Raw genomic sequence first — 16,973 nt, 5'->3', positions numbered from 1 at the left:
TCGCACCTTGTCTTTATTATGGAGTGACCTACAGTCAATAATGCTTAACTTGTACCGTCCTGCCCTGCTTGACGGATTCATAAGCGGACCATGCCACTTCGGCGGCACGCAGTCCGTCCATGCCTGTGATGCTGGATTGGCGGCATTCGCGAATGCTTGCGACAAACTCTTCCACCAGAGCGGTATTGGACTTATCGCCCCAGTTGACATATTTATGGGAAGCTGCAGAGCCGTTCTCCCAAAGACTGCCCGCTTGCGCGAACGCATCCAGATGAATGGCGCCTTTCGTACCGATGATCCTCATCGTCACATTGCCCCAAGTGGAGAACGATTCCGGTCTTGACCAGCTTGTATCCAACGTGGCGATTACCCCGTTATCGAAAACCATGGAAAGCAGGCCGCAGTCATCCACAGGAATCTCATGCAGCAGGGTATCCGCTTCAGCGTATACTTCCTTCACTTCACTCCGCAGAAACCATCTCATCAGATCGACCACATGAACCGTATGATCAAGAACCGCCCCGCCGCCGGACAATGCGTAATTCACGAACCATCCGCCCGGCATTTTGCCATGATTTGTAGCTGCAATGGCCACGATATCGCCGATATCGCCGGAGTCGATTTGCCGCTTTACCCTTTTCACCGATTCGTTCATACGTACGGGGAAAGCCGTTTGCAGCACGAGGTTTTTCTCAGCGCATAAGTCAATCAGCTCGCGGGCTTCCGCTCCGTCCGTAGTAATCGGCTTCTCGACCAGGATGTGCTTATTGGCTTCAGCGGCCTCGATAGCCAGAGGATAGTGCTTTCTATTCTCAGAAGAGATGACAACCCCGTCGACCTGCTCCAGCAGCTGCTTGTAATCAGGGTAAAAGGTTGTATTGAAGCGTTCGGCCGCTTTTTGTCCGCGCTGTGGATCATCATCGTAAACTCCGGTAATTTCCGCAGACTCGTTCGTCTGCAATCCCGCTGCATAACTGTTCGCGTGGCCCATGTGGGCGAAGCTGATCATCCCTATCCGCAACTTGTTCATCGTGGGTCCACCCCCGCATCGACAGGTTGGTTGGTTCGTGCCGATTGTACGGCAGCGAGCCCGATCTTGAGCGATTCCAACGCTTCCTCACCCGAGGTAAGAGGAACTTCCTTATTTTTCACGCAGTGGATAAAATGCTCCAGCTCCAGCGCATAGGGACTTTTGGCCAGCGGGCTTTCCGGTACACCGGCTGGGGAGGCCGTTCCTCCGAACTGTACGACTGAATTCGATTTATCCCTATCGTATTGGACCATTCCCTTCGTCCCCGCCACTTCGAGCGAGGTCTGGAAGGGCGCGCCTTGCGGGTAAGCCCAGCTTGCCTCCACATGCGCCATAACACCGCTTTCAAAACGGAGGAGCGTCAGTGAATGATCGAAGTTCTCCCGTTCCCCGTTAAGCGTACGGCTGAACACCCGCCGAACCGGTCCGAAGCACCAGCGCAAATAGTCGAAATCATGAATGGCGAGGTCGATTATGGGCCCCCCGCTTCGGGAGTAATCGCCGAACCAGGTCGACCATTTGGGGAATGCGCCGGATCGGATCGTTCGAACGACGCCCGGCTTTCCCAACTTCCCGGATTGCAATTGTTCTCTAGCCGAACGGTATTCCGGGAAAAACCTCACGACATGACCCACCATCAGCGTTACATCGGCCTTTTTGCAGGCTGCGATCATGGCAGATGCGTCTTCCACCGTAAGTGCGATGGGTTTCTCGCAGAACACATGCTTGCCATAAGCGGCTGCCAGCTCTACCGCCTCACGATGAAGATCGGTTGGCAGACAAATATCGACTGCATCAATGTTTGCACTATTCAGCATAGCCGCCAGACTACCGTACGTCTCGGCGTTCCATTCATCGGCAATCCTCCGCGCCTTTTCTATATCCACATCGCAAACCGCCGCAACGGTTACGCCATCTAGCTGCCGATACGCCCGTTGGTGCGTGTTGCCCATCGTACCGGCTCCAACCAAGCCTATTCTAAACATGATATGCCCTCCCGGTTTTGTCTCCTGTTTCGAAATTAACATTTCGAAAAAAGTGGTTTAAGGCTAACGAGCCCGCCCCAACAATTCCTGCGTTTAAACGGGTCCGGCATTCCTCGATCTGAACATGCTCTGCGAACACCGGCATGCTGCGCAGCTTCACTTGCTGTTTCACTTGACTGAACAAACGAGCGTTATTAAGTGCAAGCTCACCTCCCATAAGAATCAACGAGGGATTAAACAAATGGATGAGAGTGACAATCCCCCTCCCCAACATCTCTCCCGCATAATCCATCAAGCGAATTGCCGTGGAATCACCCTCATTGCTAAGCTTGACCAGTTCTACTAGTGTTGGAGCATCCTTGCTCCCCGTCCAGCTGCACCATTGATCCAACAGTGCCGCGGCCCCGATCAGCTTCCCCAGACAACCGATGTTGCCGCAATGACAAGGAGGGCCGGACGGGTCGACGGTAATATGCCCGAATTCCCCTGCGCCTCCAGCCCCTCCGGTAAATAAATTTCCCGAGAGGAATAGCCCTGCTCCAACAGCTCTTCCTACATGGAGATACAAAAAATTGTGTACGTTTTGACTTCGGCCATAAAGGAATTCACCATAGGCAGCTGCATTGGCATCGTTCTCGAGCCAAATGGGAACCTGAAAGTGCTTCTCCAGCTCCTCCTTCAATGACAAGTGGTTAATATTCAAGCTGGTGGCCGTAATGACTTTGCTTTTCTTCGGGTCGATGATGCCCGGTACGGCAATGCCGATACCAAGCAGACGCGGCCCTTGAATGCTCCCGACCATTTCGCAGATTACATTAAGGAGGATTGTGATCAGTTCTCCTTGCTTAACGGGAGGAATCGGCTTCGTTATCAGGAGATCCGCCTTCATATTCATGAGGGCGGCCCGGCTTTGCTCGAGATCAATGGCGACCACCATTCCGGCGTCCTTAGCCAGTTCCACCAGGATCGGCTTCCTTCCGCCATTCGAATCTCCCTTGCCTACTTCGATTACAAAGCCATTGGCAATGAAATGGTCGACGATCACGGTTACCGTGGTTGGGCTTAACCGCAAATCCTTGGCTAATTGGGAACGCGACAAAGGCCCTTTCTCCCGGATGGCATTAAAGATCAAGGCCTGATTGATTTCTTTCATTAGCTGGAGATTTCCAGTACGAGCCATTTCCTTATTCATAAATAAATCCGGTCCCCATTCCTACTTACTTTTTCCAGTGAGCAAATGAAGTCGTATGTTTTATAGATATTCCATCTATTCCTGAAAATAACTTCACACAATGTTCAAGCTTTTATTTATTTTAGAGATCCGTTCATGGGAAATAAAAAAAGCAGCACTCAGCCACAACATGACCGCGTACCGCTTCATTTTTACTTTAAGAGCTGCGAAGTTATTTTGTTTACATAACATATGTTACGTAAACTATTATCTTTTAAAAACAAGGAAACTGCCGTTCAACCTCTACGGATAATCGCCCTGTACACAAATTTTGGCAACGCCGTTTGTCTGCGCCATCTCGATTTTTGCCCTTTGGCCACCGGTACGGTCAACAATCGATGCAGCCATTCAAGGTTGAGCCGCTTCCATACTTGTGGCGTAATCGCGGTTTTCCCGGCAATCACATCCAAGCTCCCCCCAACGCCGAAAACAACCTTACCGCCTGCAAGAGCCTCCTTATGGGAATGGATCCACTTGTCCGAATACGGTGCCCCCATGGCTACAATAAGCACATCCGGTTGAGTACGCCGAATCTCCTCCACGAGGAAAGGCTCCTCTTCCTTTGTAAAGAAACCATGATGCCTCCCGGCAATCCTTACCTGCGGATACCGCTGCCGAATGCGCTCTACTGCGCCTCGGTTCGTTTCCTCATCGGTCCCAAGGAAATAAAAGCTCCAGGCATATCGATCCCCTTCCTCCAACAGGCGAAGCAGCAGATCGTACCCCGTCACCCTCTCCGTAATCGGGTCCCCTTTCCTTCTGGAGGCGTACACAATCCCGATTCCGTCCGGTGTAATCCAATCCGCTTCTTGAATAATGGCATCGAGCAGCCGATCCGATTGTCGGGCTATGGCAATCTCCGGATTGACCGTGATCAGATGCAGCAGCTTCGTATCCTCCTGTTGAATATGTCGTTGTAAATGCAAGGTCGTCTCATTTAAAGTGAGTTTGGAGAAAGGAATCCCCAAAATCTCTACTGTTTTCTTCATTTCATCACCATCCGTATGTACTCAAACATATACAGATTCTACCATGCTTCCGCACACTTATCGAATGATGAATGCCTCATAGCCTAATGACAAAATTCGCTTTGACCAAGTTCATACATGCCTTGCTCTAGGGTTGTCGTTCTCACAGAACCTTGTTATAATACGATATCGTTCCATACATCCTTGTTAAGTCAGGAGCCTCGCTATGTGGGATCACTGGTCGCAAAAACTCAGACCTTGCTTATTTACTTTATTGGTAATCTCCTTCACGGTTGACGTAGCCTACGGAGGGGCTGCATGGATCAAATATATCGAAGGGGTGTTGGCTCTCCTTTGCTTCGTTATGTCCTTCCATGCGGCAAGACGTATGTTCCGGATCGTAGGCTCTCTTTTCATCACAGCCGGGGCAGCATGTCTTGTCTGGGCGAACATTCCTATCCATAAGCTCCCTCTAATGTTTACGTCTAACGTCATGCTGATTTCCCTTCTTTATATGCTGCCGTTTGTCAACCACGCTATCCGTGTTGGCGGTTATGACCGCCATTTAAGCCGTTGGCTTCAAGTGCAAGGCGGTCGGCTCGATCTACTCTTTGTTCGTTCGATCATCGTCAGCTATTGTCTGAGCCTATTCCTATTCTTTGCTGCCCTTCCCTTAATGAAGCGAGTCCTCGGCAAATATTTGGCCGGAGTGGATGGGGCTGAGGCCAAACGATTCGTGGCTTCCTCGGTTCTGCCCGGCTTCGGCATTGTGGCCGTATGGAGCCCTGTAGAGCCACTTGTCGCTACCGCCGTATTACTAACCGGCGTGTCCTACGCGAAGCTCTTTCCTTGGATGTTCGGTTTGTCGCTCGTACTTCTCACATTGGGTAGTCTCCGTGGATTCGCCTATCGCCAAGCCGGGGTCATGGAGACGGCAGCGGTCTCAAGCAGCCTTGCAGCACACAAGCCTCCGTCATGGAGACATACCTTCCAGTTCCTGTTTGCACTGGCCTTATTAATGGGGACTGCCTTTATGGTGCATTCCGTCTTCCCAATCTCTTTCTTCACGGCGATGACGTTAATTCTGCTGCCCTTCTCGATCCTATGGGCCGTTATGAAACGCCGATTCAGCCGATTTGTGAAGATCAGCCGTAAGAAATGGCGGGAAAGCACAGACGGCCTTTGTCATTTGCTGGTTTTGTTTTTATCCTTCGGATTTTTTAACATGGCGATTGCCCAGACGACTTTATTCACTTGGCTTGCCGGACCCGTTCAAGCGATATCGGCGTGGCCGGTGTTGCTGTTCCTTAGCATAGGTGTTCTCTTCCTGGTGCTACCCGTACTTGGATTACACCCGCTGGTCGTGATGAGCGTGATCGGTTTATTTTTGCCGCCTATACTTGAGGTCATTTCCCCACTCAGTATCGCTGTCGTCATGATTGTCTGCAGTCTCGCCTCCGCCTTTATGGGCACGTTTAATTCAACCGTAACGATTATGAGCGGGCTGCTTCAGGTGAACCCTTACCGGATCACCTTATGGAATTTGGCATTCGGAGTTATCTTCGCCTCGGTCGGAGTGATTACAGGTCTTCTGTTGTTGTAGTAGGATGCTCCGGATAACTGATCCAATCCGACCAGCTTCCCGCATACAACCGGACACGGGAGAACCCGGCTTCCCGAAGGGCAAGCACATTGGGTGTGGCGGAGATGCCGGATCCGCAATAGACAATAATTTCCTCATCCTTCGGTAACCCGGCAAAATGCTCCTGTAACGCTTCAACGGGTTTCCAGGTACCGTCTTTATGCAAGCCGTCCTTCCAGAAAAAATTTAGTGCTCCCGGAATGTGGCCTGCAACCGGGTCAAACGGAGCTTCCAGACCCAAGTATTGGTTAGCATCCCGCGAATCAACGAGGGTTGCTCTTCGTTTTCCTTGCACGACCGATCTTACGTCTTCAACAGCAGCCAAGGCTTCCTCTCGGATACGGGGAGCCAACCGGCGTACAGCAGGCTGAGGCTGCTCCACAGTAATGGGCATTCCTGCTCCCTTCCATGCCTCAAAACCTCCATCAAGAACCCGAACGTCTTCGACGCCGATATATTGGAGCACCCACCACAAACGGGCTGCTGCAGGTCCATTCACATCCTCATACACGACGACGATAGTACTCGTATCGATTCCGAGAGCTCCAAACCGTTCGGCAAGCCGTTCAGGCGTCGGTAATGGGCTTCGTCCGCCATGCTCCAGGGCCGGATCCGTCAGGTCTGCCTTGAAGTCAACGAATACGGCCCCCGGCAAGTGCCCTGCATCATAAGCACGCCTGCCATAGTTCGCTTCCTTCGGTGAAAACCGAACGTCCGCTATAACGAGATTTCCCTCCGAAATGCGCTCACGTAACCACTCCACATTGACAATTACTGAATTGGACATGCCCAATCCCCCCTTGATATATTAGATGACGTATTCCAGATCGTCCTGGGTCTTAACTTGATGAATGGCAGCATAAATATCGTTCTGAATTTTGAGCAATTGGATATCATCGCGTTTGCGCGGTCGTGGATACGGAACCTCAAAGACGGCTTGGATTTGCCCCGGCCTAGGCGAAAGTAATACGACACGGTCTCCCAAAAATACGGCTTCGGATACATCATGCGTGACAAAGCAGACTGTTTTTTTCTCGGTCTCCCATATTTGCAGCAGGTCGTTCTGCAGCTGAAGGCGTGTCAAATGATCGACCGCTCCAAACGGTTCGTCCATTAACAGCACCTCGGGGTTATTCACCAGCGCCCGAGCCAAACCCGCTCTCTGCTTCATGCCGCCTGACAATTGGTGCGGATATTTATTCTCAAATCCTCTCAGGCCGACCATGTCCAAATATTTATGAATTACCGTTTTTCTTTCCGCTTTCGGTATGCGGCCCAGCTCGGGCCCTAGCCCGACATTCTGCGCGATGGTTCGCCAGGGGTATAATGACGGATCCTGGAATACAACACCCCTTTCTACACCCGGCCCTTTCAGTTGTTTGCCGTTGAACAGCACTTCCCCGGATGTGGGCTGCTGCAGCCCTGCCAATATTTCCAAAAGCGTGCTTTTGCCGCATCCGCTTGGGCCGAGCAGGCTAAGAAATTCCCCGTCTTTGACTGTTAGGTTAATATCGGTCAATGTATCGATGGGGCTTGAGCCTTCATATTTTTTGTAAACTGCCTGAAGCGAGAATTCGGCCATAAGTACCTGCTCCTCCCCTTTACTTCTTCGGAATAAACCTTAGATCGAGAATTTTATCGGTATCGTAAATTTTATCCTGCAATCCGAGCTCCAGTTGTACCTGCTGCGTATCCTGCAGAGCCTTTCTATCCACGTCAGGATTGTTCTCCCAAAGCGCTCTTTCCCTCTCGAACGCTTTATCCAATGCCGCCGGGTCGACCTTGATCTTCGTCAGAAAGTATGCCTTATACTCGTCCGGATGGCTTTTCGCGTATTCTTGCGATTTCAAGTAGGCTCGCAGCAGCTTCTCAATTAATTCCGGCTTCTTGGCAATGAAATCGTTGCTGGACGCCAAAATGCCGGTGTGGAAGGTCGGCAAGTAATCCCAGCCCTTTGCCAAAATTTTGCCCTTACCGTTCTGCTCGACAAGCGAAGCAAATGGCTCGTGGATGATCGTCGCATCCACCTGGCCCGAAGTTAAACTGGCATAGGCCGCATCGTTAGCCCCGTTAGCCAGATAGGTCACATCCGTTTTACTTAAGCCGTGTTTCTTCAGGATCACTTGCGTATAAACATCCAGTCCGCTGCCGAAAGCAGCTGCTCCGACTTTTTTCCCTTTCAATTCTTCAACACTGTTGATTCCCGGCGCGGCTACAAGATAGAACGGCCCTTTGGTACGGAACATGGACGCAACAATTTTGATCGGCGCACCTTTCCCGGCTGCAATAATCGCAGTCGTCGTTGCAATATCGGCGATATCGACGTCTTTGCTCGTCAGGCTCTCCACAGGATTTTGCGTTGTGATGAATTCTACATCCAGCCCTTCCTCCTTGAAAAAGCCTTTCTCGGCGCCATAATTGACCGCCAGCCCGCTCACCCCGCTAAATGCCGCATAACGGATTTTTTGCAGCTTCGTCTCGCCGCCGTTCGCTCCCGCTGCAGCAGCGGGGGATCCTGATGCTTTTGTTTGTCCTCCCCCGGCGTTATTGGAGCATGCACCAAGCATAAGTGCCAATGCCATACTTAACAGACCCATCCCTCGCCACGCTTGCTTCTTCATATAAGTCTCTCCCCTGCGAAATAATGTAAAATTTTATATTTTCTAATGCGATTTCCATTTCAATACGACTCTTTTCTCAAATAAATCGATGATCGAAATGATAAGGACAGAAACAATGGTCACGATGGTAATAATGGCAAAAGCTTTGGCCGTATCGTAAGTTGATGTCGCCTGCACCAGCAAATTGCCGAGTCCGTCCTTGGATGCAATCATCTCCCCGAACAGGGCTCCAACAAGTCCTGTCGCAGCAGAAACTCTAAGTGATACGAAGATTGTTGGTGCAGCCGACGGCAAAATCACCTTCGTAATCGTTTGGAACTTCGTCGCTTCAAAGACACGGGCTACCTTCAGATGGTTATCCGCCGTTTGCTTAATGCCTGTAATCGTATTGAAGGCGATCGTAAAGAAGCAGAACAAAAAGACAATCGCTATTTTATGCGATAACCCGATGCCAACCCACAGCATGAGCAAAGGAATAATCGTTACTTTGGGCACAGCAAGCAGCGCGGACAGGAAGGGACGGAAGAACGATTCCGCCCTTGGCACGAGAACCAGAAACAGTCCCGTACCGACACCTGCTAACGCCGACAACACATAGCCTGCCGTAAACTCTCCCAGCGTGACCAGCAGATGATGGAAAATAACGCCTTTGGAGAACAAGCTGACGATTTCCCCTACCACTTGAGTAGGCTTCGACAAATACAACGAGCCGATGATGTCAGCACGAACCAAGTACTCTAGTAAGGCAAGAAAAAGCAATAAAAATGCGAGTTGAGCGGTAACGATCCGCCAGTTTTTCAGGCCGAATTTGCTGTCGTCCATACCCTTACCCTCCTTCCATCCGTTGAGGTCTGGTTTTATCCATTACCCAAAACGGCCTTCTGCTGTGCAAACTTGCTCGCCGGTCGCTGTAAGCCGAAATGCTCACGGAATGTGGTCCCCTCGTATTCCGTACGGAACAACCCGCGGCGCTGGAGCTCAGGAACGACGAGATCCACGAATAAATCGAGCCCCCCCGGCATGTAAGGCGAGCACAGGTTAAAGCCGTCTGCCGCCTCGTTCAAGAACCAGCGTTCCATTTCATCAGCAATTTGCTCCGGACTGCCGACAAGCAGGAGATGACCTCTGACAACCGCGGCAAAATAATGGAACAGCTCGCGAATCGTAATGTCTTCATGCCCGGATGCGTTCTGGGCCAGACGAATGAATTCTCTGGACTCCGCTGGATCCGGAAGCGACGATAATGACAAATCCGGCAGCGGATCGTCGAGCGAGTAGTTAGTCAAATCCAATCCGATTCGCGCCGATAATGGACGAAGGTCATAATTCGTAACGAGCAGCGAGCTCAGCTCGCGGTATTTCGCCCGCGCCTCCTCTTCCGTTCTTCCTACCAGGGGGACCAGCCCGGGCATAATGAACAGTTCCTCTCGGGAACGCCCGTACTTCGCCAGCTTGCTTTTGACACTGGCATAAAATTTGCGGGCTTCCTCAAACAAAATTTGCCCCGTGAAAATGACGTTGGAAAATTGAGCGCCCAGCTCCTGACTGCGCTCCGACGTTCCGGCCGATAACAACGGAATTTGCCCCTGCGGCGGACGGGCTACATTCAGCGGACCGGCCACGGAGAAATGTTCCCCCTTGTGGTGCAGCGCATGAACTTTGCTCTCATCCACATAAACTCCCGTTTCTTTGTTTCTGACAAATGCGTCATCTTCCCAAGTGTCCCATAAATCTTTGACAAGCTGAACGAATTCATCGGCGTAATCGTAACGCTTCGTATTATCCCAGTGCTTATCACGGCTGAAATTAAGTGCAGCCCGCGCATCCGCACCGGTAACCACGTTCCACGCCACCCGTCCTTGACTTAAATAGTCAAGCGATGCCGTCATTCGGGCGATATGATACGGCTCGGCATAGGTTGTGTTTGCCGTAACGATCAGCCCGATTTTTTCCGTAACCGCCGTCAGGTGGGCAATCATCGTAAAGGGCTCGAGCCGAACCATTTGGGAAGGGAATTGATACTGCATATCAGCGCTTGTAGCCAGAGCATCCCCCAGGAAGAAGAAATCGAACTTTCCCTCCTCGAGTTTTTGAGCGACCCGCTGCAAAAACTTCGGATCGAAGGCTCCGTCCGTTACCGCTTCCGGTAAGCGCCAGCCTGCAGGATGGTACCCGGTCGAGAAAAGAAACAAGCCTAAATGTAATTTCCTGTTTTGATTCTGAGAATAGTATGGTTGCGTCATCTGTCGCCAGCTCCTTATCGTAGTATTCCGATGTTACGCGAAATTTCATCTATCTTCGCCAATTCCTCGGCGGTTAACCGCTCCCCGGCAAATTGCAGCGCGTCTTGAATATGCTTAGGCTTCGATGCACCCAGTATGGCGGAGGAAATATACGAATGACTGAGTACCCATGCCAAGGAAAATTGGGCGACGGACCAGCCCCGTGCTTCAGCGAGCGGTCGAATATGGTTAATAAGCTCGTGCGATGGAAGCTTCTCAAGCAGCTGCATCAGTCGTTTCTCCCCTGCGGCCAAACGGGACCCCGTCTCAGGCTTTTCTTCCTGTCGATACTTCCCGGTCAGGATTCCTCTGCCCAACGGGCTATAGACGATGACGCCGACTTGATCCGATAGAGCATACGGGACGAGCTCCTGCTCGATTTCTCGGGAGATGAGGCTGAATTCCGGTTGAACGCTTTCGAACCGATTCAGTAAGTACTGGGCGCTGATCCCGTTGGCTTTGGCGAGCTGCCATGCCGCAAAGTTAGAGCAGCCGATATAGCGGATTTTCCCTTGCTTCACCAGATCATCCAGCGCACCAAGCGTCTCTTCCAGCGGTGTATTCGGGTCGAATCCGTGCACTTGATATAAATCGATATAATCTGTTCTCAATCGACGCAAGCTATTCTCCAGCGCTCTATAAATGTGATACCGGCTGAGGCCCGCATCGTTCACACCCCGACCGACCGGCGCTTTGACTTTGGTGGCCAGAATGATGTCATGGCGTCTGCCTTGCAGAAGATTACCGAGGATTGTCTCCGATTCTCCGGTCAAGGTAGGATCCCCCAAGTCCATCCCTCTTCCGTATACGTCCGCCGTATCGATAAAGTTAATGCCCGACTCTATCGCTTGATCCAGTACGCCAGCGGAAGCTTTTTCATCGATCCATCGACCGAATGCCATCGTACCCAGGCTGATTTCGGAAATCTTTACACCGGTTCTTCCTAGCTTTCTGTATTGCATACATACACTCCTTATCGTAGTGACAATGTCATGAACCCTACCTTCTAACGGATACAAAAAAACAGCCAGAAAGACACATGGAATGCTTCATGTGTCTCTCCGGCTGTCCGGTAGAGATTATATATTCATCCATTTCTGGCCTGATGATGTGTTCATAATTGCCAATAATGGCCGTTTCCCCCTGATTACAAAAATACAATAACACACAATCCCCAAAAATACTACACCTAATCTTATAGTTTTACACGGATTTAAATTTTTTGACAATCCCCTGACGCAAAAAAATACCACATGGTTCATCAAAAGCGCTTGCAGTAATCCCTGACATGCTATAATGAATTTGTTCATACCCAAAAAGAAAGGACTTGATCCCATGGAGCTCAATAGAGATTGCATGTATTGTATGAAGGATGAGAAAAGGGACGACCTTATGATCGAAATATGCGAGTTGGAGGTCTCTACGGTTTTTCTCTTTAAAGAGCAAACGTATGCTGGCAGATGTAATGTCGTTTACAAAGATCACGTCAAAGAACTCTTTCACCTGGATCAGGATCAGTTAACGGCATTCATGAAGGATGTTAAAAAAGTGTGCGAAGCGTTGGATAAAGCGTTTCATCCGGACAAGCTGAATTATGGTGCCTACGGCGATAAAATGCACCACTTGCATATGCACATCGTCCCTAAATATGCAGATCGTCAGGACTGGGGCTCGACCTTCCAAATGAACCCGGGTAACGTTTATTTAACGCAAGAGGAATATGCGGAAAGAATAGCAATCATTAAGCAGCATTTATAAAAGCTACGTTATTGGCCTCTGCAGCGCGCAGAGTCCAGCTGCCCTCCTGAACGGAAGCCGGACGCTGCAGCGGCCTCAAATAAATTGAGACTTGTAAATCGCTCCCCAATATGCTTACTTGAGTTACACTGGCTGGATCTCCAGTTTACCTGCACGATCTCCCTGCAATCGAATTTCTATCACACCGTCTACCCCAGTTGTACCTTCGACTGCTCGACCGTTCCATGTCACCCGATACTCCTTTCCCGCTTTCAGGCACACGAGCAGCGTATGCACGCGCTCGAGAGAGCCGAAATAACGCAGCTCAGCCGAAAGCCCGGTATGATCACTTCGAAACTCCGCCTTATCCAACCAAACGTCATAACCGCACGTGAGAGTGCCTGGGCGGTGGTAAGAAGAAAACCAGTTCAGCACAGGTGCGGACAAGCCGCCAAAATGATGCCAGCCGGCACCCCTGCCTGATTGGATAATGAAGTGCTCATAACAGTTATATGTCTTTTCCACTTCATCCTTCCATAGGTCAAGTGCCGTACGCGCAATTCGATGGGCCGGCTCCGGGTACCCGAGGCCCAGCAGCGTCTTCCAGTAAAACCACTGATGCGGCATCCACACGGAACCGTTCCAGTATCCGTCTTTTTTGTAATAAGCTGCACTTTGATCCACGGCAGATAATCCGATCCGACTCCAAAGCCGGGTATTATCATTGATATAACCGAGTAGGCTCTTCTCCTGCTCCGGTGTGCAAATATCCGCAACAAGCGGGTAAGCGCCGTCAAGTCCCATGTTGTAGTTTTGCCCGGTTTCGTGTCGAAGCAGCCCGCTAGGCTCCCCCTGAGCATTATGCAGGACATAACCGAAGTAGCCTGCTTCCTCGTCCCATGCATGTGCCTGCACTGCTGTACTGAATGCTTCTATATCTTCGTGATATTCGGCAATGTCATTCTCCAATCCGCCGATGGTCGTCGCCGCCATTACTAATATTTTAGCGATCCTTATGCCATGTGACGTATTGGATACCGGAGCTGCAGCGGCGGTCAGCTTACGACGATGAGTCTCCACCTGCGGGGGATAATCATCCCAGCCGCCGGAGTTGTAGAAGTAGTCCCACGTCTTTAGCAACCCGGATTTTAGCGTTCGAGTCGTCGAGCTTCCAAGCTTTCCCGCATAGAACAAATAATATTGCCGCAGCCTCGGATAAAAATAGTCCAGCAGCTCCCTAGACTGCGTCTTATTCCATAGCTCCAGGAACAAATAATGCTGGACCGGCACCATGCTGCCATGATGAATAAAGGCGGCATGAGGATCACCCGGCTCCGTGACGTATGCGTTCAGGCACTCCACAGCCCGTTGAATGTCGAGCTCCGCAAGCCCAAGGCCGATAAATCCCGAATCCCACGTATAAAGGCTGTCCCACCATCGACCCGGCGTATTATGACGGATGTAGGACCGCTTCGTATATACAGGATATACGACATTCGTAAGCGTAGTCGCCTGCATCAGCTGCTGGCTGAACCGGTACGGTTCGCCTGATGGATTCGACGGTACAGCCGCAGTCCCGCGCTTGGCCGTTTCAAACCATTCTTCGCAGCGTTCGGCGGTCTGATCGAATGAGGCAAGCCGCTGCTCGACCTCCTCCCGATCTCCGCAGCATACCATGCCGTAAAGGATCGTGTTGGTCTGAGGCTTCATCGGTATGGGCCGTAAGAAAACGTTTGTAAAATGACCATCCCCATGGCCTTTAAAAACCGACTGAACATGGTGGTGTACATTGTGACGCATAAATCGGTCCAGCTCATCACAGTGGAACTCGCGAATCTCATAATCGTCAAAGCACCACAGTAAGCCGTAATATGGTTCGACTCCTTCATATTTCAGAAGCAAGCTGTTGGCGACCGGACCTGGTAGGATCTGGGGATGGGCTTCTAATGATTCCACCGTAAATTGCACGCGATCCACCGCATCTCTTTCCACTATCGTGAAGCCGTCCAGGATCATCCCAGCTCCTCCCGCGGACTCAAAAGAAATTGTATGCTCTCCCGCGGTGACAGCACCGGCATCTACATATACCGTCTCCACCTGTCCGGTACCGTCCAATCGCACCTCCCCGCCGCATAGTCCTCCCAAATGCAGCATGAGCGAGCTGCCTTCCTCCATTCGATAGCGAACCAGCAACACGGCGCTCTCCAAGCTCTCGGCTAGCTTAATGCGATATTGTACGCGATCGCCCGCATCGATTCCGAAGCCGGCTCCCAAACCCGATCCGCCTACAAAATGCTGCTCCCTCACTTCGCCACGGAAAAAACCGTCGTACACCAGATTGTCGGTGAGACGCGGAGTCGCAAACTCCAGCCTTTCATAATCCAGTGCATCAGTCCACATCGCTCTATCCGGTAGCATCGGCCGAGCAGGCTGCAGTCGCTCGCCATGCCCCCGAACTTGGGGAAAATGCAGCGAGGCCATATAATGCAAAATAAGATTTTGCTCATGCTCCGTATGGTTGACGAGCTCACATCGGACAAGCCGCGACTCTTTTGAAAGTGCAGCGTAGGAAATATCCGCAAACACACGATCCTTCCATTCCAGCTCGTGACGATGCGTAAACCAGCTTACATCCGGCGCCGCCTCCCAAGGATGGTAGCCCGATTCCCACATCACGTTCGGCACATCCACTTTTCTTCGATAAAATCCCGGAAAGACGGAAAGATCGAATCGCAGTCCTTTTTCCACATCCGCCAAATGCGAAATGCCGATATACTTTTTGGTGTACGGCCCCCATTCCGGAAGCTGCTTCAAATCGTGCGTGCCGGCCAAATGCTCCATTCAGCTCTCAACTCCTCCTCTAATGGGAACGAGGCATTGCATAAAGCAACGCCCCTTTCGCTTAACGGTTACCCTATTTTTTATTGCTATTGTACCAGTCGGTCGCTTCTTTAATGACCTGATCGCCGCCGCGCTTCTTCCAGTCCTCAACGAACCTGTCGAACGCATCCGGTGTTTCCTTGCCGGTAACGACCTTCGCCGCAAGCTCCAGCCATAAGCCGTCTCTCCCCAGCTCAGGACGTGCCTGCAGGGTCGGTAAGGCGGGCATACCGAGACCGTCGTTTTTACGACCTTCCTTCGAAGCGACTTCCATCGCCTTTAATACAAGCTCACCGGAAGGACGATTTTTCATAAACTCCGTGTCCGTTAAATGGGTTGGGCCAATTAAACGCAGCCACACCAAATGCATTTCTTCTTTATAAATGTCCTCTTGTTTTTCCGGATATTTGTACTTGATCTTTCCGTTTTCCATCGTATAGTCCTCACCCTCGATGCCATAGGTAAGGAACTTCTGCGCTTCGTCAGAGTAGAACCAGTCAAGGAACTTGATCGCGTTTTCCGGATTTTTCGTCGTTTTCGGGATTACCCAAACGTTACCTCCGACGGAGGATCCGATACTCATCCCCCCTTTGCCGTCAGGTCCGACCGGTGCGGGGATAATGTCAAGCTGAGAGCTGGGTGTTCCTGTTTTCACTTCGGCTGCCCATTTGTCAGCCAAACGGGGACCGTGCGTCCATAAGCCGACGACGCCTTTGCCTTTGATTTTCGCGTCCCAATCCTTAGGCTTCTGGACAAATACCTCGTTATCGAGCAGCTTTTGCTCATAAAGGGTGCGGTATGTTTTCAGCGCTTCCTTCATTTGCGGGCGAATCATGTTTGGAATCAGTTGACCGTTTTCGAATTTCCAATCGCCCGGCATCACGTCATACGCCCCGAAGAACGCCTCGGTAAACGCCAGCTTTTCACGTCCGGAGTAAGGAATCTCGTCCGCTTGGCCGTTGCCGCTCGGATCCTTGTCCTTAAACGCTTTCAACATTTCGATGTATTCTTCCACGGTTTTCGGCGGCTTCATGCCGAGCTTGTCGAGCCAATCCTTACGAACCATCATGACGTTTCCGTTAGGAGTAGCATTGACGTTCGGAATTCCGTAGATTTTGCCTCCTTTGCTGACCGAGGCGAAGTCCCACGCTTCCTTCGGAATGTGCTTTTTCAGATTCGGGCCATATTTGTCGATCAAATCGTTCAATGGGATCAGCACGCCCGTATCGACGGCAGGAGCCACCTCGGGCTTGTTGATTCCATGGGTTTGCAGCAGATCCGGCAGCTCGCCGCCGGCAAACAGCAGCGTCAGCTTCTGATCGAACTCGCGATGCGGGATCAGCTCCAGCGTCACGTCGGTTTTGGAAATTTCCCGCAGCTTTTTCGTATATTTGTCTTCGTTAATATTCGGGGAGCCTTCAATGTACTGCAGCCCCTCCGTACCAATGCCGACCTTCAGCTTAACAGGTTTAGCAGTCGTGTTTCCCGAATCGGAGTTGCTTTGCGTTTCTTGGCCGGCTGAGCATCCGACTAATGAGCCTGCCGCCAACATTCCTGACAGCGCTAATAAGGATATTCTCTTTTTCATGTAACCCT

At 51.1% G+C, this 16,973-nt stretch carries 14 protein-coding genes; 2 read left to right on the top strand and 12 right to left on the bottom strand.

Features of this window, described 5'->3' with window-relative positions; all coding sequences use genetic code 11:
• Nucleotides 1-34: 34 nt before the first annotated feature.
• From QMO62_RS26810 to QMO62_RS26795, 4 genes are all read right to left on the bottom strand, one after another.
• Nucleotides 35-1,030: a Gfo/Idh/MocA family protein gene (locus tag QMO62_RS26810; RefSeq protein WP_348651731.1), complete on the bottom strand. Its 996-nt coding sequence runs from the start codon at nt 1,028-1,030 to the stop codon at nt 35-37.
• Entirely contained in the window at nt 1,027-2,016 is a 990-nt protein-coding gene (locus QMO62_RS26805) for a Gfo/Idh/MocA family protein (protein ID WP_284645562.1), read from the bottom strand. The genes QMO62_RS26810 and QMO62_RS26805 overlap by 4 nt, the downstream gene beginning before the upstream one ends.
• Entirely contained in the window at nt 2,009-3,169 is a 1,161-nt protein-coding gene (locus QMO62_RS26800; protein WP_284645561.1) for an ROK family transcriptional regulator, read from the bottom strand. Before QMO62_RS26800 ends, QMO62_RS26805 begins: the two co-directional genes overlap by 8 nt.
• A gap of 314 nt (nt 3,170-3,483) precedes the next feature.
• A complete protein-coding gene (locus tag QMO62_RS26795; RefSeq protein ID WP_284645560.1) occupies nt 3,484-4,236 on the bottom strand; it encodes a WecB/TagA/CpsF family glycosyltransferase in 753 nt (250 codons plus the stop codon).
• Nucleotides 4,237-4,441: 205 nt separating this feature from the next.
• On the opposite strand from QMO62_RS26795, the gene QMO62_RS26790 reads away from it, so the two are divergent.
• Nucleotides 4,442-5,818, top strand: coding sequence for a hypothetical protein (locus QMO62_RS26790; protein WP_284645559.1), 1,377 nt, complete (start codon nt 4,442-4,444; stop codon nt 5,816-5,818).
• Here the strand turns inward: QMO62_RS26790 and QMO62_RS26785 are convergent.
• From QMO62_RS26785 to QMO62_RS26760, 6 genes are read right to left on the bottom strand one after another with little or no spacing between them, the layout of a single operon-like run.
• On the bottom strand, nt 5,796-6,644 hold the full coding sequence (locus QMO62_RS26785) for a sulfurtransferase (protein ID WP_284645558.1): 849 nt from the start codon (nt 6,642-6,644) through the stop codon (nt 5,796-5,798). The genes QMO62_RS26790 and QMO62_RS26785 overlap by 23 nt on opposite strands.
• A gap of 21 nt (nt 6,645-6,665) precedes the next feature.
• On the bottom strand, nt 6,666-7,439 hold the full coding sequence (locus tag QMO62_RS26780) for an ABC transporter ATP-binding protein (protein WP_284645557.1): 774 nt from the start codon (nt 7,437-7,439) through the stop codon (nt 6,666-6,668).
• Between the two features lie 19 nt (nt 7,440-7,458).
• Nucleotides 7,459-8,478: an ABC transporter substrate-binding protein gene (locus QMO62_RS26775; RefSeq protein WP_284645556.1), complete on the bottom strand. Its 1,020-nt coding sequence runs from the start codon at nt 8,476-8,478 to the stop codon at nt 7,459-7,461.
• A gap of 42 nt (nt 8,479-8,520) precedes the next feature.
• Nucleotides 8,521-9,300: an ABC transporter permease gene (locus QMO62_RS26770; RefSeq protein ID WP_284645555.1), complete on the bottom strand. Its 780-nt coding sequence runs from the start codon at nt 9,298-9,300 to the stop codon at nt 8,521-8,523.
• 35 nt (nt 9,301-9,335) lie between these two features.
• A complete protein-coding gene (locus tag QMO62_RS26765; protein ID WP_284645554.1) occupies nt 9,336-10,721 on the bottom strand; it encodes an LLM class flavin-dependent oxidoreductase in 1,386 nt (461 codons plus the stop codon).
• 14 nt (nt 10,722-10,735) lie between these two features.
• Nucleotides 10,736-11,722, bottom strand: coding sequence for an aldo/keto reductase (locus QMO62_RS26760; protein ID WP_284645553.1), 987 nt, complete (start codon nt 11,720-11,722; stop codon nt 10,736-10,738).
• A gap of 403 nt (nt 11,723-12,125) precedes the next feature.
• Between QMO62_RS26760 and QMO62_RS26755 the strand changes: the two genes are divergently transcribed.
• Nucleotides 12,126-12,518: an HIT family protein gene (locus QMO62_RS26755; protein ID WP_284645552.1), complete on the top strand. Its 393-nt coding sequence runs from the start codon at nt 12,126-12,128 to the stop codon at nt 12,516-12,518.
• Nucleotides 12,519-12,641: 123 nt separating this feature from the next.
• Here the strand turns inward: QMO62_RS26755 and QMO62_RS26750 are convergent, their stop codons facing one another.
• Together QMO62_RS26750 and QMO62_RS26745 are read right to left on the bottom strand one after the other, a co-directional pair.
• Entirely contained in the window at nt 12,642-15,338 is a 2,697-nt protein-coding gene (locus QMO62_RS26750) for an MGH1-like glycoside hydrolase domain-containing protein (protein WP_284645551.1), read from the bottom strand.
• Between the two features lie 73 nt (nt 15,339-15,411).
• The gene (locus QMO62_RS26745; protein ID WP_284645550.1) at nt 15,412-16,965 is read right to left on the bottom strand and encodes an extracellular solute-binding protein; all 1,554 of its coding nucleotides are present in this window, start codon (nt 16,963-16,965) and stop codon (nt 15,412-15,414) included.
• Nucleotides 16,966-16,973: the final 8 nt, after the last annotated feature.

This window comes from Paenibacillus silviterrae, assembly GCF_030167925.1.
In the GTDB taxonomy this organism is placed as follows: Bacteria; Bacillota; Bacilli; order Paenibacillales; family NBRC-103111; genus Paenibacillus_G; species Paenibacillus_G silviterrae.
This window is presented reverse-complemented; position numbering and strand designations above follow the sequence as displayed.

Coding starts and splice junctions, on each gene's coding strand:
- QMO62_RS26770 (WP_284645555.1), bottom strand. CDS start 9,300: ATGGACGACAGCAAATTCGGCCTGAAAAACTGGCGGATCGTTACCGCT.
- QMO62_RS26780 (WP_284645557.1), bottom strand. CDS start 7,439: ATGGCCGAATTCTCGCTTCAGGCAGTTTACAAAAAATATGAAGGCTCA.
- QMO62_RS26795 (WP_284645560.1), bottom strand. CDS start 4,236: ATGAAGAAAACAGTAGAGATTTTGGGGATTCCTTTCTCCAAACTCACT.
- QMO62_RS26790 (WP_284645559.1), top strand. CDS start 4,442: ATGTGGGATCACTGGTCGCAAAAACTCAGACCTTGCTTATTTACTTTA.
- QMO62_RS26810 (WP_348651731.1), bottom strand. CDS start 1,030: ATGAACAAGTTGCGGATAGGGATGATCAGCTTCGCCCACATGGGCCAC.
- QMO62_RS26745 (WP_284645550.1), bottom strand. CDS start 16,965: ATGAAAAAGAGAATATCCTTATTAGCGCTGTCAGGAATGTTGGCGGCA.
- QMO62_RS26775 (WP_284645556.1), bottom strand. CDS start 8,478: ATGAAGAAGCAAGCGTGGCGAGGGATGGGTCTGTTAAGTATGGCATTG.
- QMO62_RS26760 (WP_284645553.1), bottom strand. CDS start 11,722: ATGCAATACAGAAAGCTAGGAAGAACCGGTGTAAAGATTTCCGAAATC.
- QMO62_RS26800 (WP_284645561.1), bottom strand. CDS start 3,169: ATGAAAGAAATCAATCAGGCCTTGATCTTTAATGCCATCCGGGAGAAA.
- QMO62_RS26755 (WP_284645552.1), top strand. CDS start 12,126: ATGAAGGATGAGAAAAGGGACGACCTTATGATCGAAATATGCGAGTTG.
- QMO62_RS26765 (WP_284645554.1), bottom strand. CDS start 10,721: ATGACGCAACCATACTATTCTCAGAATCAAAACAGGAAATTACATTTA.
- QMO62_RS26785 (WP_284645558.1), bottom strand. CDS start 6,644: ATGTCCAATTCAGTAATTGTCAATGTGGAGTGGTTACGTGAGCGCATT.
- QMO62_RS26750 (WP_284645551.1), bottom strand. CDS start 15,338: ATGGAGCATTTGGCCGGCACGCACGATTTGAAGCAGCTTCCGGAATGG.
- QMO62_RS26805 (WP_284645562.1), bottom strand. CDS start 2,016: ATGTTTAGAATAGGCTTGGTTGGAGCCGGTACGATGGGCAACACGCAC.